Raw genomic sequence first — 26,340 nt, 5'->3', positions numbered from 1 at the left:
CCGGCAGTGCCCTGTCTTCTCGGCCAGCGTGCCGCCTCGCACGTAGTCCATGACGAAGTACGGCCGGTCGTCCTGGAGCGCCGTGTAAGCCTCGTCTCACCTGCGGCAAAGCCCCCGTATGCGCCCTCCTCGGGGGGACCGGCGGCCGTATTGTCTAAGCGTCGAACGCCCCCGGGCTCCGTCCGCCGCCCGACCGCCGCCCGCCGCCGAGCCCCTCTGGGCCGCCGCATTGGACTGCCTCTTGTGAAGGAGCCCTCATGACCGCGCCCGTCGTCCACTCGCTGCGCGAACAGATCCGCGAGCACATCGTGGAGGGGATCGTCAGCGGGCGCTGGAAGCCGGGCGAGCGGATCGTCGAGCGCCGGATCGCGACCGAGCTGGAGGTCAGCCAGACGCCGGTGCGCGAGGCACTGCGCGAGCTGGAGTCGCTGCGGCTGATCGAGTCGGCGCCCAACAAGGGCGTGCGGGTGCGGAACCTGTCCGCGGCCGACCTGGAGGAGAGCTACCCGGTCCGGGCGGGCCTGGAGGCGATCGCCGCGGAACTCGCCGCCGAGGGGCTGGCGGATGACTGCTCCGCCCTGGAGCCGCACGTGGCGGCGTTGTACGAGGCCGACCGCAACGCGGACGGGACGGCCCAGGTGCGGCACACGGTGGCCTTCCACCGCGAGATGGTCCGCGCGGCCGGCAACTCGGTGCTGCTGCACACCTGGGAGGGCCTGGGCATCGAGGTGTTCACGGCGCTGTCGATCCGCTGGCTGGGCACGGTGCAGCAGTCGTACGCCGAGGAGCACCAGGAGCTGGTGGAGGCGTTCAAGCGGCGGGATCCGCGGATCGCCGAGCTGGTGAAGTCGCACGTGCTGGGCTGCGCGCCGAGGGCTTGACCGGCCCCTGCGGGCGGACCCTACGGGCGGGCGCCCCCGACGCGCCCCCTGCGCTGCGTCCGGGCTCCTCCCCGTATCGGCGGACGGCCATCAGAGGGTCGCGCGCGCCTGGAACTACTCCTTCCGGGCTCGGACACCAGAGCGAGCCCCCGCTCATACGCCGCTGCGACCTGCGAAAAGTCCGGTTGTTCACGACACTCGGTGCCCTCACCGAAGACACCCCGTGCCGACTTTCTCGAGATCGACAAGTTTCGCCCCGGTTTCCTTTGATCGATCATCGATCAGGGAGTTACAGTCACCGACGGGCTCCCACCGGAGCCTCATGCCCTGTCCTGCCAAAGACCAAGGGCAACCCCGAACCCTTGACGATGAGGGAACCCCCTTCGACTGAGGAAGGCGGCGACATGACCGACCCCAACGCCATCCAGCCGAGCGAGCTCGACCAGCTCCCGGACCGCGACCCGGAGGAGACCGCCGAATGGCAGGCCTCCCTGGACGCCGTCGCCAAGGCGGCCGGGCCGCACCGTGCCGCGTACCTGATGCGCCGCACGCTGGAGCGCGCCGAGGGCAACGGCGTCGCCCTGCCGAAGCTGCTCGAGACGGACTACGTCAACTCCATCCCCACCTCCGCCGAGCCGGCCGTGCCCGGTGACGAGGAGATGGAGCAGCGGATCACCGCGTGGAACCGCTGGAACGCGGCCGCGATGGTGACCCGTGGCAGCAAGTACGGCGTCGGCGGCCACATCGCCACCTTCGCCTCCGCGGCCTGGCTGTACGAGACCGGCTTCAACCACTTCTTCAGGGGGAAGGAGGGCGACGGCTCCGGCGACCAGCTGTACATCCAGGGCCACGCCTCCCCGGGCATCTACGCCCGCGCCTTCCTCGACGGCCGGCTGACCGAGCAGCAGCTCGACAACTTCCGCCGGGAGGCGGGCGGCAACGGCCTGCCCTCCTACCCGCACCCGCGCCGCCTGCCCTGGCTGTGGGAGTTCCCGACCGTCTCCATGGGCCTCGGCCCACTGTCGGCGATCTACCAGGCGCGCTTCAACCGCTACCTCACCCACCGCGGCATCAAGGACGTCTCCGCCTCGCACGTGTGGGCGTTCCTCGGCGACGGCGAGATGGACGAGCCGGAGGCGACGGCTGCGCTCGGGCTCGCCGCCCGCGAGGAGCTGGACAACCTCACCTTCGTCATCAACTGCAACCTGCAGCGCCTCGACGGCCCGGTCCGCGCCAACTTCAAGATCGTGCAGGAGCTGGAGGCTCAGTTCCGCGGCGCCGGCTGGAACGTCGTCAAAACCCTGTGGGGCTCGGCCTGGGACGAGCTGTTCGCCCTCGACACCAGCGGCGCGCTCGTCCGCCGTCTGCGCGAGGTGCCGGACGCCCAGATCCAGACGTACCAGACCCGCGGCGCCGCCTATATCCGCGAGGACTTCTTCGGCAAGGACGCGGCGCTCGCCGAGATGGCGAAGCTGCTGAGCGACGACAAGATCCTCGACTGCTTCCACTTCTCCCGCGGCGGTCACGAGCCGCGCAAGGTGTACGCCGCCTACCAGGCCGCCCTGGAGCACAAGGGCGCCCCGACGGTCATCCTGGCCCAGACGGTCAAGGGCCACACCCTCGGCGAGGGCTTCGCGTCGAAGAACGCCAACCACCAGATGAAGAAGCTGACGGTGGACGAGTTCAAGGCGATGCGCGACCGGCTCGGCCTGCCGATCAGGGACAGCGACTTCGTCGACGGCGTGGTCCCCTACGGCCACCCGGGCGCCGACTCCCCCGAGGTGCGCTACCTGCAGGAGCGCCGCGCGGCCCTCGGCGGTCTCGCCCCGGCCCGCCGCGTGCACCCCGTCGCGCCGCTGCCCGCGCCCGCCGACAAGGCGTTCGCCGCCTTCGACAAGGGCTCCGGCTCGCAGAACGTGGCGACCACCATGGCCTTCGTCCGCCTCGTCAAGGACCTGGTCCGCGACAAGGAGACCGGCAGGCGCTGGGTGCCGATCGTCCCGGACGAGGCCCGCACCTTCGGTATGGAGTCGCTGTTCCCGTCGCTCGGCATCTACTCGCCCAAGGGCCAGACGTACGAGCCGGTCGACCGCGACCAGCTGATGTACTACAAGGAGGCCAGGAACGGCCAGATCCTCAACGAGGGGATCACCGAGGCCGGTTCGATGGCCGACTTCATCGCCGCCTCGTCGTCGTACGCGACGCACGGCGAGCCGATGATCCCGTTCTACATCTTCTACTCGATGTTCGGCTGGCAGCGCACGGCCGACCAGATGTGGCAGCTCGGCGACCAGCTCGGCCGCGGCTTCCTCGTCGGCGCGACGGCCGGCCGCACCACGCTGACCGGTGAGGGCCTCCAGCACGCCGACGGCCACTCCCCCGCCATCGCCGCGACCAACCCGGCCGCGCTGACGTACGACCCGGCCTTCGCGTACGAGATCGCGGTCATCGTCAGGGACGGTCTGCGCCGCATGTACGGCGAGGCGGCGCAGGGCGAGGACCCGAACGTCTTCTACTACCTCACCGTCTACAACGAGCCGCTGCCGCAGCCGGCGAAGCCGTCGGTCGCCGGTATCGACGAGGGCATCGTCAAGGGCCTGTACCGCTTCAACACGGCGGAGTCGGCGGGCCTGAACGCGCCGGCGAACGCCCCGCGGATCCAGCTGCTGGGCTCCGGCACGGCGATCCACTGGGCGCTCGACGCGCAGCGGCTGCTCGCCGAGGAGTGGGGCGTGGCCGCGGACGTGTGGTCGGCGACGTCCTGGAGCGAGCTGCGCCGGGACGCCATGGATGCGGACGCGGCGCTGCTGCGCGGCGAGGAGCGGGTGCCGTTCGTGCGCCGGGCGCTGCAGGGCGCCGAGGGTCCGGTCCTCGCGGTCTCCGACTACATGCGCCAGGTCCCGGACCAGATCGCCCAGTGGGTGGACCAGGACTACTCGTCCCTGGGCGCCGACGGCTTCGGCCTGTCGGACACCCGTGAGGCCGCCCGCCGGCACTTCGGCGTCGACGCGCAGTCGATCGTCGTCGCGGCGCTGGCCCAGCTCGCCCGGCGCGGCGAGGTGAAGGCCTCGGCGGTCAAGGAGGCCCGGGAGAAGTACGGCCTGTAAGGGCCCGCGGGCAGGAGGGAAGGGGCACGGTCACGGCCGTGCCCCTTCGCCGTGTCCGGCCTCGGTCGTGGTCGTCCCCGGTCTCGGCGTCAGTGGCCGGCGGCATCATGAACCCATGCGTGCTGCCCGTCTGATCAAAATGGTGCTGCTGCTCCAGTCCCGCCCTTCCATGACCGCCGCCGAGCTCGCCCGTGAGCTGGAGGTGTCCGAGCGGACCGTCACGCGGGACGCGCAGGCGCTGTCGGAGGCGGGTGTTCCGTTGTACGCCGACCGCGGGCGGACCGGCGGTTACCGGCTCGTCGGCGGGTATCGGACACGGCTGACCGGGCTGGGCCGCGACGAGGCCGAGGCGCTGTTCCTCAGCGGCGTCCCGGGGGCGCTGCGGGAGATGGGGCTGGAGGACGCCGCCTCCGCCGCCCGGCTGAAGGTGTCGGCGGCACTGACGCCCTCGCTGCGGGACGCCTCACGCACGGCGGCGCAGCGGTTCCACCTGGACGCGCCCACCTGGTTCCGCGAGCCGGAGACCCCCGGGCTGCTGCCCGCGGTCGCGGACGGGGTGTGGGACGACCGGCGGATCACCGCCCGCTACCGGCGCGGGGACGGCGAGGTCGTGCGGGAGCTGGAGCCGTACGGGCTCGTGCTCAAGGCGGGCGTCTGGTACCTGTGCGCCCGGGCGGTGGAGCACGGCTCCTTCCGGGTGTACCGGATCGACCGCTTCACCGCCGTCGACGCCGGTGAGGAGCGGTTCGAGCGGGTCACCGGCTTCGATCTGCCCGCCTTCTGGGAGGAGCGTGCGGAGCAGTTCGCGCGCTCCCTGCTGCGGGCCGAGGTCGTGGTGCGGCTGTCGGAGGCGGGTGTGCGTGGACTGCCGCACGCCGTCGCCCCGCCGACGGCCCGGCAGGCACTGGAGACGGCCGGCGCCCCGGACGCGGACGGGTGGGTGACGGTCACCCTGCCGGTGGAGTCCGAGGAGGTCGCGCACGGCCAGCTGACGGCGCTCGGTCCGGAGGCCGAGGTACTGGCTCCCGAGACGCTGCGCGCGCGTTTCGCCCGGGACGCGGTGCGGCTGGCCGCCCTCTACCGCGCGTGAGACGGAAGGTGCGGCGGCTGCCGGGCCACCGGCCGCCGGCGGCCGGTGGCGCCCACCGGCCGACCGGGGCGGCACCGCGGGTGCGGCCCCGCGTCGGCGCCGGACGCCGATCCCGCTGGCCCCGCCGCACCCGGACGCGGACCGCACTCCGCCGGAACGCCCGACCCGCCGCTCGCGTGGCATCCGAGGGGCCCCGCGCCCCGACGCCCCGCACGCGCCACTCCGGGGGGCGCGCCCGCGGCCGCGCTCCACCGGCGCGGGCTCCGTCACCGTCGTCGCGCGTGCCCGTTGCGCGTTCGGCCCTGGCCCACCCCGTCCGGGCACTCCACGTGCGTCGCCCGGCGTGAGGGCCGATGCTTGACCCGTGATGGACGAGACCGACTTCTGGGAGCTGATCGACGCCAGCCGGGACGCCGCCGACGGCGACCCCGAGGAGCAGGCCGACCTGCTGGTCGAGCGGCTGCTCGTCCTGGACCCCGAGCAGGTCCTGGACTTCGCCCGTCATTTCGAGGCCCGCTACAACCGCGCCTACCGCTGGGACCTGTGGGGCGCCGCCTGGGTCCTCCTCGACGGCGCCAGCGACGACGCCTTCGACTTCTTCCGCTGCTGGCTCATCGGGCAGGGCCGCGCGGTCTTCGAGGGCGCCCTGCACGACCCGGACTCGCTGGCCGACCTGCTCGACGACTTCGACCAGGACGCCGACGGCGACGCCGAGGACCTCGGCTACGCGGCGGACGAGGCGTACGAACAGCTCACGGGCACCGTCGCGCCCGAGCTCGGCGTCCCGCCCGCCCCGGCCGAGCCGGAGGGCACGCCCGTCGACTTCGAGGACGACCAGGCGCTCGCCGAACGGTACCCGCGGCTGTGGTACCGGTTCCGCGAGTAGCGTCACGGCACCGGACCGGCCCGCGCCCCTCCCCCGCACAACCGGCCACCCCCTGCGCACGGGCAACCACCGGCCGGTCCGCCCACCGCCCGGCAGCGACGGGCCCGGCCGTCCCCGGCAGGTGCGGGTGTGGCCTGCCGCCCGGCGGCGACCCGCGGCGGCCATCGCGCGTAGCGCGGCCCCGCCGTACCGGGACGGGGCGCGCCTTCACGTCGCCGTGCGCCGCCGGTCCGGGTGGGACCCGTGGCATGCCTGCGCCCGGTCGGCCCGCGGCCCGTCGTGCCGCAGCGGTGCCGCGTTGGCGCGGTCGAGCACCGAGGCGGTGGTGGCCGCCGGCCCGAGGACGACCGTCACGATCGCCCAGACCACCGACCAGGGGCCGCGCAGGGCAGCCGCCCAGCCGCCCGCCCCGCTCCGGGCCTCCTCCGTGCGACTGTCCCCCGTCGTCTCCGCCACCGGCGGGCACGGGGTCACCGCCGTGGGGCAGTGGGCCGCGAGGGCCCTGCGGGAGCAGCGCGGCCCTGCCGCGGGCCGCCGCCGGGGGCCGGGCGCCGACGCCCGGGCGGGCCCGTTCACCGTCGCCCCTGCAGCCGTGCGGCGGCCTGGCGGATCTCCGGCAGCCGGGCCGTCAGTGCCGCTCCCGGGCAGCTCGTCTGGAAGCCGTCACGGTGCCCGGCCAGGGCGGGCAGGGTGACGGCCGTGCCGGCCTTGTACCGGCTGAGGCTGCTGCTGGAGACCAGGCGGGCGCGGGAGCGCGGGTCCACGTCGGCCAGGCCGAGCTTCCAGGCGGCCAGCGCGGCGATCGCGTCGGTCATGGCCCGTGGCACCTCGGCCCCGGCCGTGAAGGTGCCGATGGCCGCGATGCCCGCGGTGCGGTGGTTGAAGCCTTGGGCGTGGGCGCCGGTGACGGCGCGGTCGGCGCCGCCCGCCCGGCCCTCGTAGATGGTGCCGCAGCGATCGACCAGGAAGTTGTAGCCGATGTCGTCCCACCGGCGGGCCCCCGTCTGACCCTCGTACAGATGACGGATGATCTGCGGGGTCTCGGCGCACTCGTAGCCGTTGGGCGAGTCGGTGTGGTGGACGAAGACCGCGACGACCTTGTCGTCGTAGCGCGGGGGCGGCTGCGGGCTCGGGGTGGCCGTGGCCGCCCAGACCGACCGCGGCACGATCCCGGGTCTGGGCGCGCGGTGCGCGGGGGCCCTGCCCGCGCTGGGGCGGGCCACCGGGCGCGCCGGCGGGCTGGCCGTCCCGTCGGCGGCCTGGGCGCACAGCACGAGGGCGCCGAAGGCGGCGGTGCCGGGCAGGCAGCCGAGCAGCACCATCGCGGTCCGCCGCAGCCGTCCCGGCCTCCGTCTCCAGTGGAGCCGAGTTCCTGTCATGATCCGCATGAGCTCACTGTCGGGCCGATCCGCTCCGCGCGCGACGTGTGCTGTGCCAGCCGGTGGAACCGCCACCGGTGCACGCGTCCGCGCGGGTGCCGCGCGGCTGAGCCGTCGCGGTCCCGCGAGCGCGTGGCGGATCGCCGGACGCGTGCTCGGCGATCCGGGTGGAGGCGACGTGAGCGCGGCCGGCGGCACCGCCCCGATCGCGAGCCGGGTGCGGCGTGAGCGTGGGGCGAGGGGCCGTCAGACCCCGTCGCCGCCGAGGAACCGGCCCATGAACACGTCGTCGACGTAGGCGCCGTTCAGGTGGAACTCCTCCGGCAGCACGCCCTCGACGGCGAAGCCCTCGGACTCGTAGAGCGTGCGGGCCGGCGTGTTGTGGCCCAGCACCCGCAGCGTGAGCCGGCGGGCGCCCCGGCGGCGGGACTCCTCGACGGCCGCGCGCAGCAGGGCGCGAGCGACCCCCTGGCCGCGGGCCTTCTCGGCCACCGCCAGTCCGCGGATCTGCCGGACATGGGCGTTCGACTCCAGCGGCGAGGCGAGGCCTAGACGGAGGTAGCCGACGAGCTCGCCGTCGAGTTCGGCGACCAGGTGGTCCCGGGGCTCCAGGCGGTCCGTGAAGAAGCGTTCGTCCGGGTACTGCACGGGCGGCCTCACCGCGTGCAGCGTGGACCAGGTGTCCCGGTCGAGCCGGGCGAGGGCGTCCTCGTCGCCGAGGGTGGCGTGGCGTATGCGCGGTACCGGCATGGGGGTCACTGTACGGCGCACCTGTCAGCTGTCGTCCAGCGGTTTGCGGGCGGTACGGGGCAGGATGACCGCATGGAACGGACCCGAATCGCGGTGGCCGGCGCGTCCGGTCTCATCGGCAGCGCCCTGGTGCGGTCTCTGGCCTCGGACGGGCACGAGGTGGTGCGTCTGGTGCGCCGTGCGCCCCGGGGTGCGGACGAGGTCCGGTGGGACCCGGAGGGGCAGTACGTGGACACGTCCGGGCTCGCCGGGTGCGACGCCGTGGTGAACCTGGCGGGTGCCGGGATCGGCGACCACCGCTGGACGGACGAGTACAAGCGGACGATCCGCGACAGCCGGGTGCTGGGCACGGCGGCGCTCGCCGAGGCCCTGGCCTCGCTCGACCGGCGGCCGCGGGTCTTCGTCAGCGGCAGCGCGATCGGCATCTACGGCGACACCGGTGACCGCGCGGTCGACGAGAGCGCGCCGCCCGGGGACGGCTTCCTGCCGTCGCTGTGCGTGGAGTGGGAGGAGGCGGCGGCCGCCGCCCAGGAAGCGGGCATCCGCACGGTGTTCGCGCGCACCGGGCTGGTGGTGGCGCGCGGGCGCGGGGCCTGGGGGCGGCTGTTCCCGCTGTTCCAGGCCGGGCTCGGAGGGCGGCTGGGCGACGGGCGGCAGTACTGGTCGTTCATCGCGTTGCACGACGAGGTCGCCGCGCTGCGGCACCTGATCGACCGCGAGGACCTGGCGGGACCGTTCAATCTGACCGCGCCGAACCCGCTGACGAACCGTGAGATCACCGCGGCGATGGGGCGGGTGCTGCACCGGCCGACGCTCTTCAGCGTGCCGGCGCCGGCGCTGCGGCTGGCGCTCGGGGAGCTGGCCGCGGACGTGCTGGGCAGCCAGCGGGTGGTGCCCGAGCGGCTGCTGGAGTCGCGGTTCTCCTTCGCGTTCCCGGACATCGAGGGGGCCGTCCGCGCGGCGCTGTGAGGCCCGCGTCCCCGTCGCACAGCACCCCGGCATATGGCCCTGGCGGAACCCGCGACCGTATGCGACCGCCGTGCGACCGTGCCCTGCCGATGCGCGACTGCCCACGACCGTTCGCGGACCTAACCTCGTGCCGAACTCGGGCATTCCTGGAGCCGGTTGGGGGCATCACTGCTCCACCGGCCGCGCAACCTCGAGGAGGGGCACGTGCTTGAGCCCGCATACCAGGCGGACGTCGTCGTCGTGGGAGCCGGGGTCGCCGGACTCTCGGCGGCGCATCGGCTGACCAGCGCAGGAGTGAGGACCGCAGTCCTGGAAGCCGCCCCGTACGTGGGCGGCCGCATGTCGACGGAGAAGGTCGACGGGTTCCGGCTCGACCGGATAGGGCAGTTGCTGTCCACGGCGTATCCCGAACTGCTGCTGACCCCGGGGCTCGACGCGCTCGTACTGCGTCCCTTCGCGCCGGGGGTCCTGCTGCACCGTGCCGGACGGCACCACCGGGCGGGCACCCCGGTGGGCGCACGGAGCGCAAGGAGCGCGAGGAGCGCACTCCATGCCGTGCGCGCCCTGGCGAGCGCCCCCCGACCGCCGGTCCCGCCGAAGGTGCGCGCGGGCGCGCTGCGTCCGGCCCCGCCGTCCCGGCCCGGGACGGGCGCACCGCTGGACGCCGCCCGCCCGGACCCGCTCGGGGCGTCTCTCACGGACCCCGGGGTCGCGGGGCGCCCGAGCCGGTCCCGGGGGAGCGACCGCGCTCAGCCCTTCGGGCCCTCCCGTGCCCACTCGCTGGGCATCGGCGCGCCGCTCCGGCTCCGCGCCGAGCTGGCCCGGATCGCGGGGACACCCGTGGAACGTCTGCTGTCGCGCCCCGAACTGCCCGCCGGCCTGGCCCTGGAGGCACGCGGCCTGCCCGCCCGCACCGTCGACGGCTTCCTGCGTCCGCTGCTGGCCGCCCTGTTGTGCGACCCCGACCTCGCCAGCTCCAGCAGGGTCGCGGACCTCGCGCTGCGCGCCTTCGCCGGCGGCCGGCTGTGTCTGCCCGAGGGCGGCGCCGAGGTGCTCCCGGAGCTGCTCGCCGGCACGCTGCCGCCCGGCACCGTGCACACCGGCGTCCGCGTCACCTCCGTCTCCACGACGGCGGTGACCACGGCGGAACACGGCGTGATCCGCTGCCGGGCCGTCCTGCTGGCGACCGACGCGCGCGCCGCCGCCGCGCTGCTGCCCGGCCTGCGCGTGCCGGACTTCCGGCCGGTGACGGTGGTGCACCACACGATGGACGAGCCGCCCGCGACGGGCGGGTCCCTGCTGCTCGACGCGGACCGGGGCGGGCCCGTCGCGCACACCGCCGTGATCAGCAGGGTCGACCCGGCCCGCGCGCCGGCGGGCCGCGCGCTGGTGTCGTCGACGGTCCTCGGCGCTCCCCCGGCCGAGGTCGACCGGGCCGTCCGCCTCCACCTGTCCCGGCTGTACGGCACCTCCACCGCGCGGTGGGAGACGCTCGCGGTGCACCACACCGCCGAGGCGGTGCCGTTGATGCGCCCGCCGTACGACGTGCGGCGGGCGGTGCGGCTGCTGGCGGGTCTGTACGTGTGCGGCGACCACCGGGACACGGGCACGGTCCAGGGCGCGCTGCACTCGGCCCACCGGGCGGCGGACGCGATCCTGGCCGACCTGGGCGCCGGACGCCCGATGCACACGGCCGAGCCCGTACCGACGGCGCGAGCGGCCTGAGCGACCACGCGGCCCCCGCCGGACGCCGCCCCGCCGGACGCCGAGCAGGGACCGCGCCGGCGGGGGCACCGCACTGTCCGGAGGGCCGCCTCCCAGCCGCCGGGGCGGTAGGCGTCGCGTCCCCGGCGGCCCCTGCAGCCCTCCGGCGGATCACGCCGGCGACCCGGGGTACGGCACGTCCGTCCGGGCCGCGAGGTGCCCCCGGCCCCCACCGGCCTGTTCCGCCCCGCAGCCTGTAGCTGTGCTGTCCCGACAGGTTGGTGACGCGGCAGGCAGCGTTTGCCCGTCAGAGAGCGGCGTCCGGTGCGTGTTCTCGGCGTGCCGGCCGGACGCCCTCGTACGGGACGTACTCGGGCTTCCGGCCGGTGCGGCGAGAGGGCGTCGCGACGGAGCGCACGTCGCCCGTCGCGGCACTAGCTGAGGGCCGCGATCCTGTCGCGGTACGTCCGGACCGGCGCCGCGTCCTTGTACGGCTCCAGGCGGCGCTCGAAGTCGCGGACGTACTCGGTCGCCCGGACCGAGCGCATCTCGGCGGCCTGCCCCGCCGCCTCGGCGCCCAGCCGGCACGCCTGGTCCAGGTCGCCGAGGCCGAGGCGGGCGGTGGCGAGGACGACCCGGCAGAACAGGCGGCTGCGGGCGAACGCCGGGGCCCGCAACTGGAGCGAGCGCTCGGCGTGCTGGGCGGCGGCGCGGTACTGCTGGAGGTCGCGGTGGCAGTGCCCGAGCTCGTCGGCGAGCTGGGCCTCGTCGAAGAAGCGCGCCCAGTGCGGCACCTCCTCGCCGGGCCGGGCGGTCTCCAGGGCGCGCTCGGCGCGGACCAGGGAGGCGGTGCAGGCGCGCACCTCGCCCAGGACGGCGTGCCCGCGGGCCTCGGCCGCGTGCACCAGCGCCTGCACGACCGGCACGACGGAGGTTCCGAGCCCCTGCTGCGCCACCCGCGCGAGCTGGACGGCCTCCCGCCCGTGGCCGAGGTACACGGCCTGGCGGCTCATGGTGACCAGGACGTAGCCCCCGTAGGCCCGGTCGCCGGCCGCCTGCGCCAGCCGCAGCGCCTGCACGAAGTAGCGCTGGGCGAGGCCGTGCGCCGCGATGTCGTACGACGTCCAGCCCGCGAGCCGGGTCAGGTCGGCGGCCGCCGCGAACAGGCGGCGGCCCGTCTGCTCGCCGTAGGTGCCGCGCAGCATCGGCTCGCACTCGTGCTCCAGGTAGCGCACGAGGGCCTGCCGGGCGTGACCGCCGCCGTACATGTCGTCGAGGGTGCGGAACAGCTCCCCGACGGAGCGCAGCGCGGCGATATCCCCCGCGGTGACCCGCTGGCCGGGGTCGCGCTCGGCCGCCTGGCCGCGCTGGCGGGGCACGGAGGGCGCCGGCTGCCCGGCCGCGGGCGGGGCGGGGACGCGGGGCGCGGACGTCTCCTGGCGGGCGACCCGCTCGTCGGGCCGTCCGATCAGCCAGTCGCGGCTGGGCACCACCAGGCCCGCCGGGGTGAAGGCGATCTTCCGCAGTTCCGCGTGGCTCCCGGAGTCCTTGCGCCACAGCCCGCTGACGATGTCCACGGCCTCCTCGGGCGTGGCGGCGAACTCCAGTCCCGCGTACACCGGGGCGCACGCGTCCAGGCCGAGGTCCTGTGCGGTCAGGCGCCGCCCCAGGCGGCGGGTGAAGACCTCCGCGATGAGCGCGGGCGTGGTGCCCCGGGGCTGCTGGCCGCGCAGCCAGCGGGTGACGGAGGTCTTGTCGTATCTGAGGTCCAGCCCGTGTTCGAGGCCGAGCTGGTCGACGCGACGGGCCAGACCTGCGTTGGAGAACCCCGCTTCTGCGATGAGCGCGGCGAGCTGACGGTTGGGGGTGCGCTGCGCGGGTCGTTCCGTCATCTGCGGTGCGGTCTCCTGCCTTCCAGGCCTTAGAGGTGTCCGGATTGCCTGTGAGCAGCCCTTATGGCCTCGTGACGGCGCGAATGTAGCGGAGAGTGAGCAGAGGGTCGCACATATCGATGAGCATTCATCCGATCGTGTGAGTATTGCCCGCCGGGCTGACGCGCCACGGCCGGACGTACAGTGGCGTGGGCGCGTCGTGCGCCTTACGACCTTCAGGGAGGCGCTTGCCGTGAGTGAGTTGCGGTTCGTCCGGATGGGATTCGGTGCCGGGGCCGTGGAGTACCAGGTGGCGTGGGACGAGCAGCGCCGCGTGCACGCCGCCCGGTTCGCGGACGAGATCCCCGACACCGTGCTGCTCCTCGAGCATCCCCCGGTCTACACGGCGGGCCGGCGCACCGAGGCGAGCGAGCGGCCGCTCGACGGCACACCCGTCATCGACGTGGACCGCGGCGGCAAGATCACCTGGCACGGTCCGGGCCAGCTGGTCGGCTACCCCATCCAGAAGCTGCCGCGCCCGGTGGACGTGGTGGCCCACGTGCGGCGCCTGGAGGAGGCCCTGATCCGCACCTGCGCGGAGTTCGGCCTCACCACCACCCGCGTCGAGGGCCGCAGCGGCGTCTGGGTGCTCGGCGACCCGGTCGAACAGCGCCGGTCGCCCGGCGGGCTGTCCCTGGACTTCGACCCCCGGCTCAACGACGAGGAGTTCGACCCGCGCCTCAACGGCCCGGAGTACGCCCCGTCCAACGCCGGCCAGCGCCGCGAGGACCGGAAGATCGCCGCCATCGGCATCCGTGTGGCCAAGGGCGTCACGATGCACGGCTTCGCGCTGAACGTGAACCCGGACAACGCCTGGTTCGACCGCATCATCCCCTGCGGGATCCGGGACGCGGGCGTCACCTCCCTGGCCGCCGAGCTGGGGCGGGAGGTGACCATCGAGGACGTGCTGCCGGTCGCCGAACGGCACCTGCGGGACGTGCTGGAGAACGCGGAGCCGAAGCCGCGGGTGACCGAGAAGGCGACCGCCTGACCGGGAGGGGACCGGGACCGGTTCCCGGCCCCGCAGGCGGGTCCGCCTCACCGGCCGGACCCGCCGAAGACGGGCGTACCCTGGTGTGCGCCGAAGAATCGAAGCTACAGGAGCCGATGTGTCCGCAGTCGCACCCGACGGACGCAAGATGCTGCGCCTGGAGGTCCGCAACAGCCAGACCCCCATCGAGCGCAAGCCCGAGTGGATCAAGACCCGGGCGAAAATGGGTCCCGAGTACACCAAGATGCAGAACCTCGTGAAGAGCGAGGGGCTGCACACGGTGTGCCAGGAAGCCGGCTGCCCCAACATCTACGAGTGCTGGGAGGACCGCGAGGCCACCTTCCTCATCGGTGGCGACCAGTGCACCCGGCGCTGCGACTTCTGCCAGATCGACACGGGCAGGCCCGAGGCCCTCGACCGCGACGAGCCGCGCCGCGTGGGCGAGTCCGTGGTGACCATGGACCTCAACTACGCCACGATCACCGGTGTCGCCCGCGACGACCTGGAGGACGGCGGCGCCTGGCTCTACGCCGAGACCGTGCGCCAGATCCACCGGCAGACGGCGGACCGCGAGGGCGGCCACACCAAGGTCGAGCTGCTGGCTCCCGACTTCAACGCGATCCCGGAGCAGTTGGAGGAGGTCTTCTCCGCCCGCCCCGAGGTCTTCGCGCACAACGTCGAGACCGTCCCGCGGATCTTCAAGCGGATCCGCCCCGGCTTCCGCTACGAGCGCTCGCTGAAGGTCATCACCGCCGCGCGCGACTACGGCCTGGTCACCAAGTCCAACCTCATCCTCGGCATGGGCGAGACCCGCGAGGAGGTCGGCGAGGCGCTCCGGCAGCTGCACGACGCCGGCTGCGAACTGGTCACCATCACGCAGTACCTGCGTCCCTCCGTGCGCCACCACCCCGTGGAGCGGTGGGTGAAGCCGCACGAGTTCGTGGAGCTGAAGGAGGAGGCCGAGCAGATCGGCTTCTCCGGCGTGATGTCCGGCCCGCTGGTGCGGTCCTCGTACCGCGCGGGACGGCTGTACCGGATGGCCGTGGAGAAGCGCGGCACGTTCGCCGCCTCCCAGGCCGTCTGACACGCTGTCACACCGCCGTGCCCCGTATGGCGGACGCCAACGTGTGAAATCGCGCACAAGAACCTACCATCGAGTAGTGGCCGATTCGACGCGGTCCCGACCGTCGCCGCAGATGAGGGCGTCCGGCGGGGTCGCGTCGGTCGCGCGACCTGCGTCGACGCGGCTTCACGGGCGTTTGACCGGTCGGTCACGCACTGGTAACACCAATCAGTGACCCTGGCTTTACACCCCGTACAGCCGAGCCGTCCCGAGGGGGCCACCCACCATGCAGGCCGCGCCCGTTCGCGCCACCGCGATCCCGTCCGTCACCGACGCGCTCCGTGCCGTCGAGTCCCTGCTGATGAGCGGCGGGCAGCGCACCGCCCGCCGCAACGCCTGGACCTCCGTCCTGGAGGACCGCCGCCGTGCCCGGGCCCGAGTCGAGGCCCAGCAGGTCATCGAGCGGACCTACACCACCACCGGCTCCTGACCGGCCCGCCCGGCCGGCTCCCCACCGACCCGCCCGCGCGCCGGAGCACTCCCGCGGCCGCGGCGCCACCGGCCGCTCCGCCCGCGCCGCGCCGGAGGCCCGGCCGCCGCCCCGGGTACCGCCCCCGGGTACCACCCCGGGCACTGCCGTCCCGGCCGCTCGCCGGGCCACGTAGACTTCGTGGCATGGCGAGGAAGGAAAGCGCAGCGGAAGCTGCCAACCCCGGGCGACTGAAGCAGATCGCTCTGACCTACAAGATGACCAGTAGGGCCGATCCGAAGATCGGTCTGGTGCTCGCGGCTGTCGGGATCGTCACCTTCGGTGTCCTCCTCGCGATCGGCTTCTTGATCGGTCACCCCATCTACTTGGGCGTCCTCGGCGTCCTGCTCGCCTTCCTCGCGATGGCGATCGTCTTCGGACGCCGGGCCGAGCGCGCCGCCTTTGGGCAGATGGAGGGCCAGCCGGGCGCCGCGGCGGCGGTCCTGGACAACATCGGCCGCGGCTGGACGACCACGCCCGCGGTGGCCATGAACCGCAACCAGGACGTCGTGCACCGCGCGGTCGGCAAGGCGGGCGTCGTGCTGGTCGCCGAGGGCAACCCGAACCGGGTGAAGTCCCTGCTCGCCGCCGAGAAGAAGAAGATGAACCGCATCGTCGCGGACGTCCCGGTGCACGACGTGATCGTCGGCGACGGCGAGGGCATGGTGGAGCTGAAGAAGCTCCGGACGACCCTGCTGAAGTTCCCCAGGGTGCTGACCGGCCCCCAGGTCACCGCCACCAACGACCGGCTCCGCGCGCTGGGCGACCTGATGAGCAACATGCCGCTGCCGAAGGGTCCGATGCCCAAGGGCATGCGGATGCCGCGAGGTGGCCCGAGGGGCCGCTGACACCCCACCCGCACACGGCGAAGGGGGCGCCCGGAGTGATCCGGGCGCCCCCTTCGCCGTACGGGCGGGTCCGAGCGCGGCCCACGGGGCCCGCGGCCGCCCGGACGTCAGATGCGGACCTCGACCGTGCCGGCCAGCCGGTCGTGCAGTCCCCGTCCGTCCCGGTCCCAGACCAGGGCGGGGACGGCCAGGCACAACAGCACGGTGCGCAGCAGGCCGCGCCCGGGGCTCACCCGGCCGGTGCCCAGCGCGATGACGCGCAGGCCGAACAAGCGTTTGCCGGGTGTGAAGCCGATGGTGCCGACGGTGAGGACACCGAGAACGAGGAAGAGGAGCAGTGCCCAGTTGCTCGTCGCCTGTCCGTACCCGTGTGTGATCATGCTGGAGGCGATCAGCAGACACAGGACCCAGTCGACGGCGAGGGCGCCCAGCCGCCGACCCGGACGGGCGATCGAGCCGGGTCCGTGCTCCGGCAGCCCGAGGTGTTCGCCCCGGTAACCGAAGTCGGCGCCGGCCTCCTCCGCGGCCGCGCGCGGCCCGGACAGCCACGATCCCACTGCTTGCCTGTTGTCCACCCGACCACCGTACTGCGACCCTGGAGACAGGGGAGACGGCGGGGTGTCACAGCCGTGACCGCATCCCGGCCGGTTAACTTCTGCGAAACAAATGGGTCACGCCCGAGAAATCACCCGTCCTTAGGGTCATTGCAGCGCGTGCCACCGCACTGGCCGCACGAACGATCTACCACCCCGGCGGGACGGTCGGGAGTAGGAGGAGCTGGATGTTCCAGAACGCCGACGAGGCCAAGAAGTTCATCGCGGACGAGGACGTCAAGTTCGTCGACGTCCGCTTCTGCGACCTGCCGGGCGTCATGCAGCACTTCACGGTGCCCGTTGAGGCGTTCGACCCGGACGAGGAGCTCGCCTTCGACGGGTCCTCGATCCGCGGTTTCCAGGCGATCCACGAGTCCGACATGGCCCTGCGCGCCGACCTGTCGACCGCGCGGGTGGACCCGTTCCGCCGGGACAAGACCCTCAACATCAACTTCTTCATCCACGACCCGATCACGGGCGAGCAGTACTCCCGTGACCCGCGCAACGTGGCGAGGAAGGCCGAGGCGTACCTGGCCTCCACCGGGATCGCCGACACCGCGTACTTCGGTCCCGAGGCCGAGTTCTACGTCTTCGACTCCGTCCGCTTCGCCACCAGCGCGAACGAGTCCTTCTACCACATCGACTCCGAGGCCGGCGCCTGGAACACCGGTGCCGTGGAGAACAACCGCGGCTACAAGGTCCGCTACAAGGGCGGCTACTTCCCGGTCGCGCCGGTCGACCACTTCGCCGACCTGCGTGCCGAGATGTCCCTCGAGCTGGACAGGGCCGGCCTGAAGGTCGAGCGCCAGCACCACGAGGTCGGCACCGCCGGCCAGGCCGAGATCAACTACAAGTTCAACACGCTGCTCGCGGCCGCGGACGACCTGCAGCTGTTCAAGTACATCGTGAAGAACGTCGCCTGGCGCAACGGCAAGACGGCGACCTTCATGCCGAAGCCGATCTTCGGCGACAACGGCTCGGGCATGCACGTCCACCAGTCGCTGTGGACGAACGGCGACCCGCTGTTCTACGACGAGGCCGGCTACGCGGGCCTGTCCGACACCGCCCGCTACTACATCGGCGGCATCCTCCGGCACGCCCCGTCGCTGCTCGCCTTCACCAACCCGACGGTGAACTCCTACCACCGCCTGGTGCCGGGCTTCGAGGCACCGATCAACCTGGTGTACTCGCAGCGCAACCGCTCCGCCGCGATGCGCATCCCGATCACCGGCTCGAACCCGAAGGCCAAGCGCGTCGAGTTCCGCGCCCCCGACTCCTCCGGCAACCCGTACCTGGCCTTCTCCGCCCTGCTGCTGGCGGGTCTGGACGGCATCAAGAACAAGATCGAGCCGGCCGAGCCGATCGACAAGGACCTGTACGAGCTGGCTCCCGAGGAGCACGCGAACGTCGCGCAGGTCCCGACCTCCCTCGGTGCCGTGCTCGACTCGCTCGAGGCCGACCACGAGTTCCTCCTCCAGGGCGACGTGTTCACGCCCGACCTGATCGAGACCTGGATCGACCTCAAGCGCACGAACGAGATCGCCCCGCTGGCACTGCGTCCGCACCCGCACGAGTTCGAGCTGTACTTCGACGTGTGATATCGCCCCAGGTCAGAGCGGGTAACCGCTCCCCTGGGCCGCCTGTGGGCCGCCGGCCGGCTCTCCCCGCACGGGAGAGCCGGCCGGCGGCTTTTCGGCGTGTCCCGAGCGTCGGGCAGTGAGGCTGTCGCGGGAGCGGCGAGTGGAGACGCGAGCTTCGGCAAGGCAGGCTGAATGCATGCAGGCGCTGCTGCGCTCGTTCCTCCGGGTGGGAGCAGGCGGCCATGGCCGACTCCTCCTCGCCCTGATGCAGTGTGTGCCCTTCCTGATCGGGCTGGCCGTGCTGGTCATCGAGTTCACGCCCGCCCACTTCATCTACACCGGCCCCTTCCTCACCGCGATCCCGGCGTTGGCGGCGGTGACGCTGGGGCCCAGGGGGACCGCGGCGGCGGCTGCCTTCGCGCTCCTCATCAGCGTGACCACGGCCACCTTCAACCAGGCGTGGGGCACCCTGCAGGTCTACACCAATCTTCTGGCGCTGGCCCTGGTGTCCGTGGCCGGCTTCATCACGAGCAGCGCCATGCAGACACGCCGTCAGAGAGAACTCGACCGCATCCGCCAGATCGCCGTGGCGGCACAGGAGGTCGTGCTACGGCCCGTACCCGCGCGGCTGGGCCCCCTGCGGGCGGCCAGCATGTGCCTCGCCGCCGGGACGGGCGCGCAGGTGGGCGGTGATCTGTACGAGGCCGTGCAGACCCGGTACGGCGTCCGGATGATCGTGGGGGACGTCCGGGGCAAGGGGCTTGCCGCGGTGCGAGCCGTCGCGGTGGCGGCGGGTGCGTTTCGGGAGGCCGTGCACTACGAGGACGACTTGGTGGAGGTGATGAACCACTGTGCGGCCGCGTTGCGACGGGAAGTCGCCGTGCCGGGCGAGTACGAGGAGGACGTCGTGCTGGAGGGGTTCACCACGGTGCTCATCGCCCAGGTACCGCAGGAACCCGTGGTGCAACTGGTCAACCGTGGGCACCCGCCGCCGCTGCTGTTGCACCGGGGCTCGGCCAGGACGCTGATGCCGGCCTCGCCGTCGCCGCCCGTCGGCATGGAGGACCTCGTCCCCGGCCCACCTCCCGAGGCCGAGAGCCATGCGTTCCTCCCCGGTGACCGCCTGCTGCTGTACACCGACGGCGTGACGGAGGCCCGCAACCACGACAGCGAGTTCTTCGCCCTGCCGGAGGCCGCGGAGCGGATATCCCCCGGCACCACCCCGCCGGAGTTCCTGGAACACCTGCACCAGGCACTGGTCCGCCACACCGAGGGCGACTTGGCGGACGACGTGGCGATGCTCCTCGTCGACCGGCTCGACGGCGGACCGGAGCCCCCTCCCGGCGGGGCGGACGCGGGACGGCGGTGGCTGTGAGTGCCGCGAAGCCGCGGCGCCCCTACCCCACGGGGGCGGCGGCGCCGTCGTATGGGTAACCTTCCGTCCCGGCATTCTGCAGGCCGTTAAGAAAGTGAACGGGGATGACTGAACACGACGATCTTCCGCGGGAGTTCGACCGCAGATGGGCGAACGCGGCGGAGCACAAGGAGCCCTCGGCGCGTGCCCGGATGCTGGCCGCGCGCTGGAAGGACAACCCGCCCGGCCCGGTCCCGTTCCGGGCCGGCCCGGACCCGGTCGCCCCGCGCCGCTCGTCCTGGGTGTCCACGGTCGTGGTGCTGGGCTGCGTGGCCGCGGTGATAGTCCTGCTGGGCTGGGCCCGGATGCGCGCCTACTACTGACGGCCGGACGCCCGGCCCGCTCCCCCGGCGGTCGGCCGACGGTCCGCTCGGGGACGGCGGGCGGTCCGGGGGCCGGGCGGACGCCGCTCGGGAACGGCCCCGGGCACTCCCGAGCGGGGCCGCCGCCCGTTCCCGGGCCGAACGGCCCCCTCGGCCCGAGCCGGCGCAGGTGCACACTGGACAGCGGGACGAGTGCCTGACTGCGGGGTGATGCAGATGCAGAGCCGCTTCCGGAGTGACCGGCGACTGACCGTGCGCATGGGGATCACACTCTTCCTGCTGGGGCTGCTGTACGTGGCCTTCGTCGCCGCGCTGATCGTGCTGCTGAAGTCGTGGGTGCTGGTCGTGGTGATGGCGGCGGGCCTGCTCGCGGCCCAGTACTGGTTCTCCGACCGGATCGCGCTGTTCGCGATGCACGGCAGGGTGGTGGAACGGCAGGAGTACCCCGAGCTGCACGCCGTGGTGGACCGGGTGTGCGCCCTCGCCGACATGCCCAAGCCGGTCGTCGCCGTCTCCGCCATGGAGATGCCGAACGCGTTCGCCACCGGCCGCAATCCCGACAAGGCCGTGGTGTGCGTGACCACCGGGCTGCTGCGGCGTCTGGACCGGCCGGAGCTGGAGGGCGTGCTCGCGCACGAGCTGTCGCACGTGGCGCACAAGGACGTCGCGGTGATGACCGTGGCCTCCTTCCTGGGCGTGGTCGCGGGCCTGATGGTGCGCTTCGCCTTCTACTCGGAGCTGTTCGGCGGCCGGGCGCGCAGGGACCAGAACACCGTCGCCGTCTTCGCCGCCGTGATGGGGGTGTCGGCGGCCGTGTACGCCCTGAGCTTCCTGCTGATCCGGGCACTGTCCCGGTACCGGGAGCTGGCCGCCGACCGGGCGGCGGCGCTGCTCACCGGGCGGCCGTCGGCGCTCGCCTCCGCGCTGACGAAGGTCACGGGCGACATCGCCCGCATCCCGACGCGTGACCTGAGGACCGCGCAGGCCTTCAACGCCTTCTACTTCACCCCCGCGCTGGGCTCCGGCCCCTCCCTCTCACGGCTGTTCTCGACCCACCCGGCCCTGGAGCAGCGGCTCGAACAACTGGGACGGATCTCCGCCGAGTTGGGTGAGGCCGCGACGCCCGGGAAGGCGGGCTGAGGATGGGCCTGCTGGACGTCCTGCTCGGCCGGACCAGGCCGGCCGCGCCCGACCTCGACCAGCTGTTCGCGCTGCCGTCGGCGGCGCTCACGCTGGAGGCGGCGTCGGGGTTCACACCGACCGGGCACGGCGCGGTGTGCTTCGCCACGGTCGAGGGCGGGGCGTTCGAGCAGACGCACCGGGAGGTGCAGGCGCTGCTGGACGCCGACACCGGACGCGCGGGCCGGCCCGTGGAACCGGTCCGGGACGACTACGGCTACTCCTGGCTGGTCTCGCGCCGTCCGCCGGACCAGCTGGTGGAGCTGGTCAACGACCTGCACGCGGTCAACAGCGCGCTGGAGGCCAACGGCTTTGGCCCCCAGCTGTTGTGCTCCCTGGCGGGCTTCCGGGACGGCACGGGTCGCCGGCTGGCCCTGGTCTACCTGTACAAGCGCGGCGCGTTCTATCCGTTCGCGCCACTGCCGGACGGGCACCAGCGTCGCGACAACTCGCTCGAACTCCAGGTGAGGGCCACGCTGGCGAACGATCTGCGGATCGAGCAGGACATCGGCCGCTGGTTCCCGGTGTGGGGCGCTCCCGGTCTGTGACCCGGGCCCGGCGGGGCCCGCGCCGCCGGGTGGTTCCACGGCCACGCCGACGGCCGGCCAAACCCCGGACGCGGTGCCCCGGCCCGGACGGCCGGGACCGCCCGCCCGTCCGGCGTCCCGGACCGCCGGGCCCTGCCCGGCCACGACGGCGGCACCGGGTGCGGGTGCGGTGCCGGAACGGCCCCCGGCCGCGATCGCCGGCGGTGGTGCGGACCGCGCCGGACGCGGCGTGCCGGGGCGGTGGAACGGGTGACGGGCCGGTTGTCGGTGGCGTCGGCGAGGATGCCCCTGCACGTGGTGACGACAGCGGACGACGCGGACGGGTGGAGGTCGGCATGAGTGCAGCACCCCGGCACATCGGTGTGACGGAACGACGGGCCAGGCTGGCGGAACGGCACCGCCTGCTCCCCGCGGCGCGCGCGGCGGCGCCCGAGGAGGTGGCCGACTCCCTGGTGGCACTGCACGGCACGGACCCGGCGACGGTCCACCTGGGCGTGGGCGCGCGGCTGGCGGACCCGGCGAAGACGGTGCCGGAGACGGAACGGGCGCTGTACGAGGACCGGACGCTGGTGCGCATGCACGGGATGCGGCACACCGTGTTCGTGTTCCCCGCGGAGCTGACCGCGGTGGTCCACGCCTCCACCGGGAAGGTGGTCGCCGCCCGTGAGCGGGCCGCGCTGATCAAGCACATGGCGGCGGCCGGGGCCCCCGACGCCGCCTGGCTGGCCGAGGTCGAGGAGGCCACCCTGGCCGCGCTGGCGCGGCGCGGCCAGGCCACCGCGGCCGAACTCGCCCAGGACGAGCCGCGGCTGAGGGAGCGGTTCGTGTACGCGGCGGGGAAGAGCTACGAGGGCGTGCACACCGTCTCGACGCGGCTGCTGAGGGTGCTGGGTGTGGAGGGAAAGGTGGTCCGGGGCCGGCCGCTCGGCTCGTGGACGTCCAGCCAGTTCCGCTGGGCCCTGGCTCCCGAGCATCCCGAACTGGACGTCGCCGGGGCGCAGGCGGAGTTGCTGCGCCACTGGCTGACCGCCTGCGGCCCGGCCACGGAGGCCGACCTGAAGTGGTGGACGGGATGGCGGGTGACTGAGGTCCGCGGGGCGTTGCGGGCGATCGGGGCGCAGCCGGTGACCGTGGACGAGGGCCCGGCCTTCGTGGCCGCCGGCGACGCCGGCCCGGTCGCGGAGCCGGCGGAGCCGTGGGCGGCGCTGTTGCCCGGCCTGGACCCGACGGCGATGGGCTGGCAGCAGCGGGACTGGTACCTCGCACCGCGGTGGCGCCCCGCGCTGTTCGACGGCAGCGGCAACGTGGGCCCGACGGTGTGGTGGGACGGCCGTGTCGTCGGCGGCTGGGCGCAGCGGCCGGACGGCGAGGTGGTCTGGCGGATCCTGGACACCGAGGGCGTGGGCCGGGACGCGCGGGCCGCGATCACGGCGGAGGCGGAGCGGCTGCGGTCCTGGCTCGGCCCGACGCGGGTCACCCCCCGCTTCCGGACGCCGCTGGAGAAGGAGCTGGCGGCCTGAGCGGACTGCCGCGGGTGGCGGGTGCCCACCGGCCCGTCGGGAGCGCCTGCGAACGCGCCCGTCCGGCCCGGACGCGGGCCCGGGGCACCGCCAGTCGGCGGCCGTGACAGCGGCGCCGGGTGCCGTGTGAGCGTGCGTCACACGGCACCCGGCGCCCGGGCTCACCGGCTGTACCGCAGGAGCGCCCGCACCATGTGACACGTCGTGCCGGACGGCGGATGCACTCCGATGAGCTCGGCGATGCTGCGTATCGTCTCGTCGCGGGCCTGACCGGGCAGGTAGACACCCGAGTCGAGCAGGGCGATGGCGAGCCGCATCGCCTTCAGACGGCGGTTGTGCGTGACGTACCACTCGCGCGGGCGCCCTGCGGGCAGCGGCCGCTTCGCCACGGGCTCGTACGGCGAGTCGAGCAGCACGGAACGCTTGGCGGTGGACTGGGTGGGCAGCGGCTTGGACTTGAGTGCGGCAGCGGGCACGGGCATCCTCCTGTCGCGGTCAGGGTGCCGGCCGGACGCCCCGGCGACACCCTCGAACACTGCTTCTATTCTACTGCGGCGCACTGACAAAAGGCCCTGGCCACAAGGGTTTTCGGGGCTGCTGTGACGGGGGCGGCCAACGGGTCTCGGCTACCGTGGCGCGATGGAGATCTGGATCAATCCGGCCTGCTCGAAGTGCCGCGGCGCGATCACTCTGCTGGATGCCGAGGGCGCCGACTACACCGTCCGCCGCTATCTGGAGGACGTACCGACCGAGGACGAGATCCGCGACGTCCTGACCCGGCTCGGACTGGAACCGTGGGACATCACCCGCACCCAGGAGGCCGCCGCCGAGGAGCTCGGGCTGAAGGACTGGCCCCGCGACGACTCCGCGCGCGACCGCTGGATCGCGGCGCTCGCCGGGCGTCCGGAGCTGATCCAGCGCCCGATCATCACGGCCGACGACGGGACCGCGGTGGTGGCCCGCACGGACGAGGCGGTACGCCGGGCCCTGTCCCGCACCTGAGCCGGGCCGGTGCCGGCGGGCGCTCCGGCCCCTGCCGCCAACTTGCCTGTGACGCAGGTTACTTCGCCAATCCGCACGACGGCTGAGCAGTCCCGTTCGGTATCTCGTACATAGCGGCGTACGCTCCCCTACCTCTTCAGGAGGCGCGCATGTCGCGCAGGAGAACTCTCAGCACGAAGAAGAAGGTCGCGCTGCTGACGGCGGCCGCGGCCATGGCGGGTGGCGGCGCGTTCGCCCTGGCGGCGACGTCGAACGCCTCGCAGCCGCAGTCCGCCGCGGACTCCGTCGCCTGTCAGGGCCTCGCCACCGCCCTCGGCAACAACCAGAAGTTCATCGAGGGCCAGCGGGCCAACCCCGACGCGCAGTCGGAGGCGCGGATCGCCAACCGCCAGGCGGTCGTCGAGGAGATCAAGCGCAAGCAGGCCGCGTCCGGGTGTGTGGTGGGGGAGTCGGCTCAGGACTCCCAGGCCGCGCAGCCGGGCAACGCCGGCGGGCAGGCCGGGCAGGCCGGGCAGAACGGCGGACAGGCCGGGCAGCAGGCCGGTGGCGGCGAGCAGACCGCCCAGCCCGCCCCCTCCCAGCCGTCCCAGACGGGTGACGCCGGGAACGGCGGCGGTGCGGCCGCCTCCGGGGAGCAGGTGTGCAAGGGCTCCACCGTCACCCTGTCCGGGGAGGGCGGCGCCCCGGCGGCGTCGTCGAACCAGTTCCCGGCCGGCACCACCCTGACAGTCACCAACCTGGACAACAACAAGTCCACGACCGTTCAGGTCACGTCGGTCTCCGGCAGTTGCGTGCTGCTCAACAACGCGGCCTTCGAGCAGGTCCGGGAACCGGGCAAGTTCCTGATCCGGCGGGCGGTGATCGAGAAGGTGGGGTGAGGCTCAGCCCGCCAGGAACCCGGTGAGGCGGCGGCCGAGTCCGGCCGGGGCCGCATGAGGCAGCGCGTGGTGCGAGACGTCCGGCAGGATCACGGTCTCGGCGCGCGGCAGCACCCGGCCGGCCGTGGCCGCGGCCTTTCGCGGATCGTGCGTTCTGCTGCTCCCGGCCAGGAGCAGCAGGACCGGCACGTCGAGTCCCCGCAGCGCCTGCGGTGCCGGACGCGGCGCGGTCACCGGTCTCACGGAGGGGAAGCCGGCGGCCGCCTCCTGAAGACGCAGCCAGTCGGGATCCAGGGGCACTCCCCCGGTCTCCCACTCCAGGAAGGCGCGGACGCGGCCGGGCGAGGGCCGCAGCAGCATCGGCAGCGCGCGCAGCAGGTAGGCCGTCTTGAACCCGACGAAGCACTGGGTCGGGTCGAGGAGGAACAGGCGGCGTACCCGGCTGGGCGCGCGCAGGGCGTACTGCAGGGCGATCCAGCCGCCGTAGGAGTGGCCGCCGACGTCGGCGGCGGTCACTCCGAGGCCGTCGAGGAGCGCGTCCAGCCAGCCCGCCAGGTCGGCCACCGTACGGGGGTGGCGGTCGCCGGCCGGGGTGCTCCGGCCCGGGGCGCCGACCAGGTCGACGGCGAGGACGCGGTGCCGGCCGGCGAGCTCCCCGGCCTGGGCGTACCAGGAGGCGGCGGTCGCGCCGCCCCCGCCCGGCAGGAGCAGCAGCGGGGGGCCGTCGTCCGGCCCGCACACGGTGACGGCGGTGCTCCCGAAGGGCGTCGGCACGGTGACCGTCCGGCGCCGCGCGGGCCACTTCGCCAGGACCTTGTCGTAGGCGGCGTGGAAGCCGTCCTCGTCGAACCCTTCGCGGACGCCCATGTCATCCTCCCCTGTCATCTCGCTCAGCGAGATGGTTGCTGGGCGAGATGATAATCGGGGACAGGCGTGCGGGCGCATGCCTCCGAGCGGGAGACCGTCCACCCCCTGCGTGCGGCGACGGTCGAACTCGGCCCGCACGACGAGCGGTTCCCGCACCGCGACGCCTTGCACCCGACCGATGTCCGTGCTCCGGCCGCGCCCAGGGAAGCCCGACGGGCGGGTGAGGAGACGACCACCGGCCGGCGGTCCCGCCCTCGGCCTGAACCCGGCCGGCACGACACCCTGGTCGCCCGCCTTGAACGGACCGG

25 protein-coding genes are annotated in these 26,340 nt (G+C 73.6%); 18 read left to right on the top strand and 7 right to left on the bottom strand.

Annotation, left to right across the window (positions count from 1 at the left end):
* Nucleotides 1-257 precede the first annotated feature (257 nt).
* The 4 genes from ACWDNY_RS17065 (at nt 258) to ACWDNY_RS17050 (ending at nt 5,964) form a co-directional block, all read left to right on the top strand.
* Nucleotides 258-881 (top strand): GntR family transcriptional regulator, encoded by a 624-nt coding sequence (locus ACWDNY_RS17065; protein WP_451646547.1) that lies wholly within the window; start codon nt 258-260, stop codon nt 879-881.
* Between the two features lie 404 nt (nt 882-1,285).
* On the top strand, nt 1,286-3,988 hold the full coding sequence (gene aceE, locus ACWDNY_RS17060) for a pyruvate dehydrogenase (acetyl-transferring), homodimeric type (RefSeq protein WP_451646546.1): 2,703 nt from the start codon (nt 1,286-1,288) through the stop codon (nt 3,986-3,988).
* Nucleotides 3,989-4,103: 115 nt separating this feature from the next.
* On the top strand, nt 4,104-5,078 hold the full coding sequence (locus ACWDNY_RS17055) for a helix-turn-helix transcriptional regulator (protein WP_451646545.1): 975 nt from the start codon (nt 4,104-4,106) through the stop codon (nt 5,076-5,078).
* A 367-nt stretch (nt 5,079-5,445) separates the two neighbouring features.
* Nucleotides 5,446-5,964, top strand: coding sequence for a DUF4240 domain-containing protein (locus tag ACWDNY_RS17050; RefSeq protein ID WP_451646549.1), 519 nt, complete (start codon nt 5,446-5,448; stop codon nt 5,962-5,964).
* Nucleotides 5,965-6,171: 207 nt separating this feature from the next.
* On the opposite strand, the gene ACWDNY_RS17045 is transcribed toward ACWDNY_RS17050, so the two are convergent.
* The 3 genes from ACWDNY_RS17045 to ACWDNY_RS17035 form a co-directional block, all read right to left on the bottom strand.
* A complete protein-coding gene (locus ACWDNY_RS17045) occupies nt 6,172-6,420 on the bottom strand; it encodes a hypothetical protein (protein ID WP_451646544.1) in 249 nt (82 codons plus the stop codon).
* A gap of 116 nt (nt 6,421-6,536) precedes the next feature.
* Nucleotides 6,537-7,343 (bottom strand): peptidoglycan recognition protein family protein, encoded by an 807-nt coding sequence (locus ACWDNY_RS17040; protein WP_451646543.1) that lies wholly within the window; start codon nt 7,341-7,343, stop codon nt 6,537-6,539.
* Nucleotides 7,344-7,589: 246 nt separating this feature from the next.
* Nucleotides 7,590-8,102 (bottom strand): N-acetyltransferase family protein, encoded by a 513-nt coding sequence (locus ACWDNY_RS17035; protein ID WP_451646542.1) that lies wholly within the window; start codon nt 8,100-8,102, stop codon nt 7,590-7,592.
* Nucleotides 8,103-8,165: 63 nt separating this feature from the next.
* On the opposite strand from ACWDNY_RS17035, the gene ACWDNY_RS17030 reads away from it, so the two are divergent.
* Complete coding sequence (locus ACWDNY_RS17030; protein ID WP_451646541.1) at nt 8,166-9,062, top strand: TIGR01777 family oxidoreductase; 897 nt, start codon at nt 8,166-8,168, stop codon at nt 9,060-9,062.
* A gap of 204 nt (nt 9,063-9,266) precedes the next feature.
* Nucleotides 9,267-10,787, top strand: coding sequence for an FAD-dependent oxidoreductase (locus ACWDNY_RS17025; protein WP_451646540.1), 1,521 nt, complete (start codon nt 9,267-9,269; stop codon nt 10,785-10,787).
* Nucleotides 10,788-11,200: 413 nt separating this feature from the next.
* On the opposite strand, the gene ACWDNY_RS17020 is transcribed toward ACWDNY_RS17025, so the two are convergent.
* Nucleotides 11,201-12,658: a regulator gene (locus tag ACWDNY_RS17020; RefSeq protein WP_451646539.1), complete on the bottom strand. Its 1,458-nt coding sequence runs from the start codon at nt 12,656-12,658 to the stop codon at nt 11,201-11,203.
* 232 nt (nt 12,659-12,890) lie between these two features.
* Between ACWDNY_RS17020 and lipB the strand changes: the two genes are divergently transcribed.
* The 4 genes from lipB to ACWDNY_RS17000 all read left to right on the top strand — a co-directional run bounded on the left by lipB (nt 12,891) and on the right by ACWDNY_RS17000 (nt 16,128).
* The gene (gene lipB, locus ACWDNY_RS17015; protein WP_451646538.1) at nt 12,891-13,688 is read left to right on the top strand and encodes a lipoyl(octanoyl) transferase LipB; all 798 of its coding nucleotides are present in this window, start codon (nt 12,891-12,893) and stop codon (nt 13,686-13,688) included.
* Nucleotides 13,689-13,806: 118 nt separating this feature from the next.
* Nucleotides 13,807-14,772, top strand: a complete 966-nt coding sequence (gene lipA, locus ACWDNY_RS17010) for a lipoyl synthase (RefSeq protein WP_451646537.1) — start codon at nt 13,807-13,809, stop codon at nt 14,770-14,772.
* A gap of 265 nt (nt 14,773-15,037) precedes the next feature.
* Nucleotides 15,038-15,241 carry an SCO2195 family GlnR-regulated protein gene (locus ACWDNY_RS17005; protein ID WP_451646536.1) on the top strand — a complete coding sequence of 68 codons (204 nt, stop codon included), beginning with the start codon at nt 15,038-15,040 and terminating at the stop codon, nt 15,239-15,241.
* 185 nt (nt 15,242-15,426) lie between these two features.
* Nucleotides 15,427-16,128 (top strand): DUF4191 domain-containing protein, encoded by a 702-nt coding sequence (locus ACWDNY_RS17000; RefSeq protein ID WP_451646535.1) that lies wholly within the window; start codon nt 15,427-15,429, stop codon nt 16,126-16,128.
* Nucleotides 16,129-16,235: 107 nt separating this feature from the next.
* Here the strand turns inward: ACWDNY_RS17000 and ACWDNY_RS16995 are convergent, their stop codons facing one another.
* Nucleotides 16,236-16,703 (bottom strand): RDD family protein, encoded by a 468-nt coding sequence (locus tag ACWDNY_RS16995; RefSeq protein WP_451646534.1) that lies wholly within the window; start codon nt 16,701-16,703, stop codon nt 16,236-16,238.
* Nucleotides 16,704-16,909: 206 nt separating this feature from the next.
* Here ACWDNY_RS16995 and glnA point away from each other — a divergent pair, with 206 nt between their 5' ends.
* From glnA to ACWDNY_RS16965, 6 genes are all read left to right on the top strand, one after another.
* A complete protein-coding gene (gene glnA / locus ACWDNY_RS16990; protein WP_451646533.1) occupies nt 16,910-18,319 on the top strand; it encodes a type I glutamate--ammonia ligase in 1,410 nt (469 codons plus the stop codon).
* Between the two features lie 178 nt (nt 18,320-18,497).
* A complete protein-coding gene (locus ACWDNY_RS16985; protein ID WP_451646532.1) occupies nt 18,498-19,676 on the top strand; it encodes a PP2C family protein-serine/threonine phosphatase in 1,179 nt (392 codons plus the stop codon).
* Nucleotides 19,677-19,780: 104 nt separating this feature from the next.
* Nucleotides 19,781-20,038: an SCO2583/SCO2584 N-terminal domain-containing protein gene (locus ACWDNY_RS16980; RefSeq protein ID WP_451646531.1), complete on the top strand. Its 258-nt coding sequence runs from the start codon at nt 19,781-19,783 to the stop codon at nt 20,036-20,038.
* A gap of 216 nt (nt 20,039-20,254) precedes the next feature.
* The gene (htpX, locus tag ACWDNY_RS16975) at nt 20,255-21,178 is read left to right on the top strand and encodes a zinc metalloprotease HtpX (protein ID WP_451646530.1); all 924 of its coding nucleotides are present in this window, start codon (nt 20,255-20,257) and stop codon (nt 21,176-21,178) included.
* A 2-nt stretch (nt 21,179-21,180) separates the two neighbouring features.
* Nucleotides 21,181-21,765: a PspA-associated protein PspAB gene (gene pspAB / locus ACWDNY_RS16970; RefSeq protein ID WP_451646529.1), complete on the top strand. Its 585-nt coding sequence runs from the start codon at nt 21,181-21,183 to the stop codon at nt 21,763-21,765.
* Between the two features lie 335 nt (nt 21,766-22,100).
* Complete coding sequence (locus tag ACWDNY_RS16965; RefSeq protein WP_451646528.1) at nt 22,101-23,285, top strand: winged helix DNA-binding domain-containing protein; 1,185 nt, start codon at nt 22,101-22,103, stop codon at nt 23,283-23,285.
* Between the two features lie 161 nt (nt 23,286-23,446).
* Here the strand turns inward: ACWDNY_RS16965 and ACWDNY_RS16960 are convergent, their stop codons facing one another.
* Entirely contained in the window at nt 23,447-23,761 is a 315-nt protein-coding gene (locus ACWDNY_RS16960; RefSeq protein ID WP_451646527.1) for a hypothetical protein, read from the bottom strand.
* Nucleotides 23,762-23,924: 163 nt separating this feature from the next.
* On the opposite strand from ACWDNY_RS16960, the gene ACWDNY_RS16955 reads away from it, so the two are divergent.
* Nucleotides 23,925-24,287, top strand: coding sequence for an ArsC/Spx/MgsR family protein (locus ACWDNY_RS16955; RefSeq protein ID WP_451646526.1), 363 nt, complete (start codon nt 23,925-23,927; stop codon nt 24,285-24,287).
* Between the two features lie 149 nt (nt 24,288-24,436).
* Entirely contained in the window at nt 24,437-25,165 is a 729-nt protein-coding gene (locus ACWDNY_RS16950; RefSeq protein WP_451646525.1) for a hypothetical protein, read from the top strand.
* Between the two features lie 3 nt (nt 25,166-25,168).
* On the opposite strand, the gene ACWDNY_RS16945 is transcribed toward ACWDNY_RS16950, so the two are convergent.
* On the bottom strand, nt 25,169-26,032 hold the full coding sequence (locus ACWDNY_RS16945) for an alpha/beta fold hydrolase (protein WP_451646548.1): 864 nt from the start codon (nt 26,030-26,032) through the stop codon (nt 25,169-25,171).
* Nucleotides 26,033-26,340: the final 308 nt, after the last annotated feature.

Source organism: Streptomyces sp. NPDC003697, assembly GCF_053587115.1.
The sequence above is the reverse complement of the archived record's forward strand: the minus strand, read 5'-3'. Positions and strand labels throughout refer to the sequence as shown.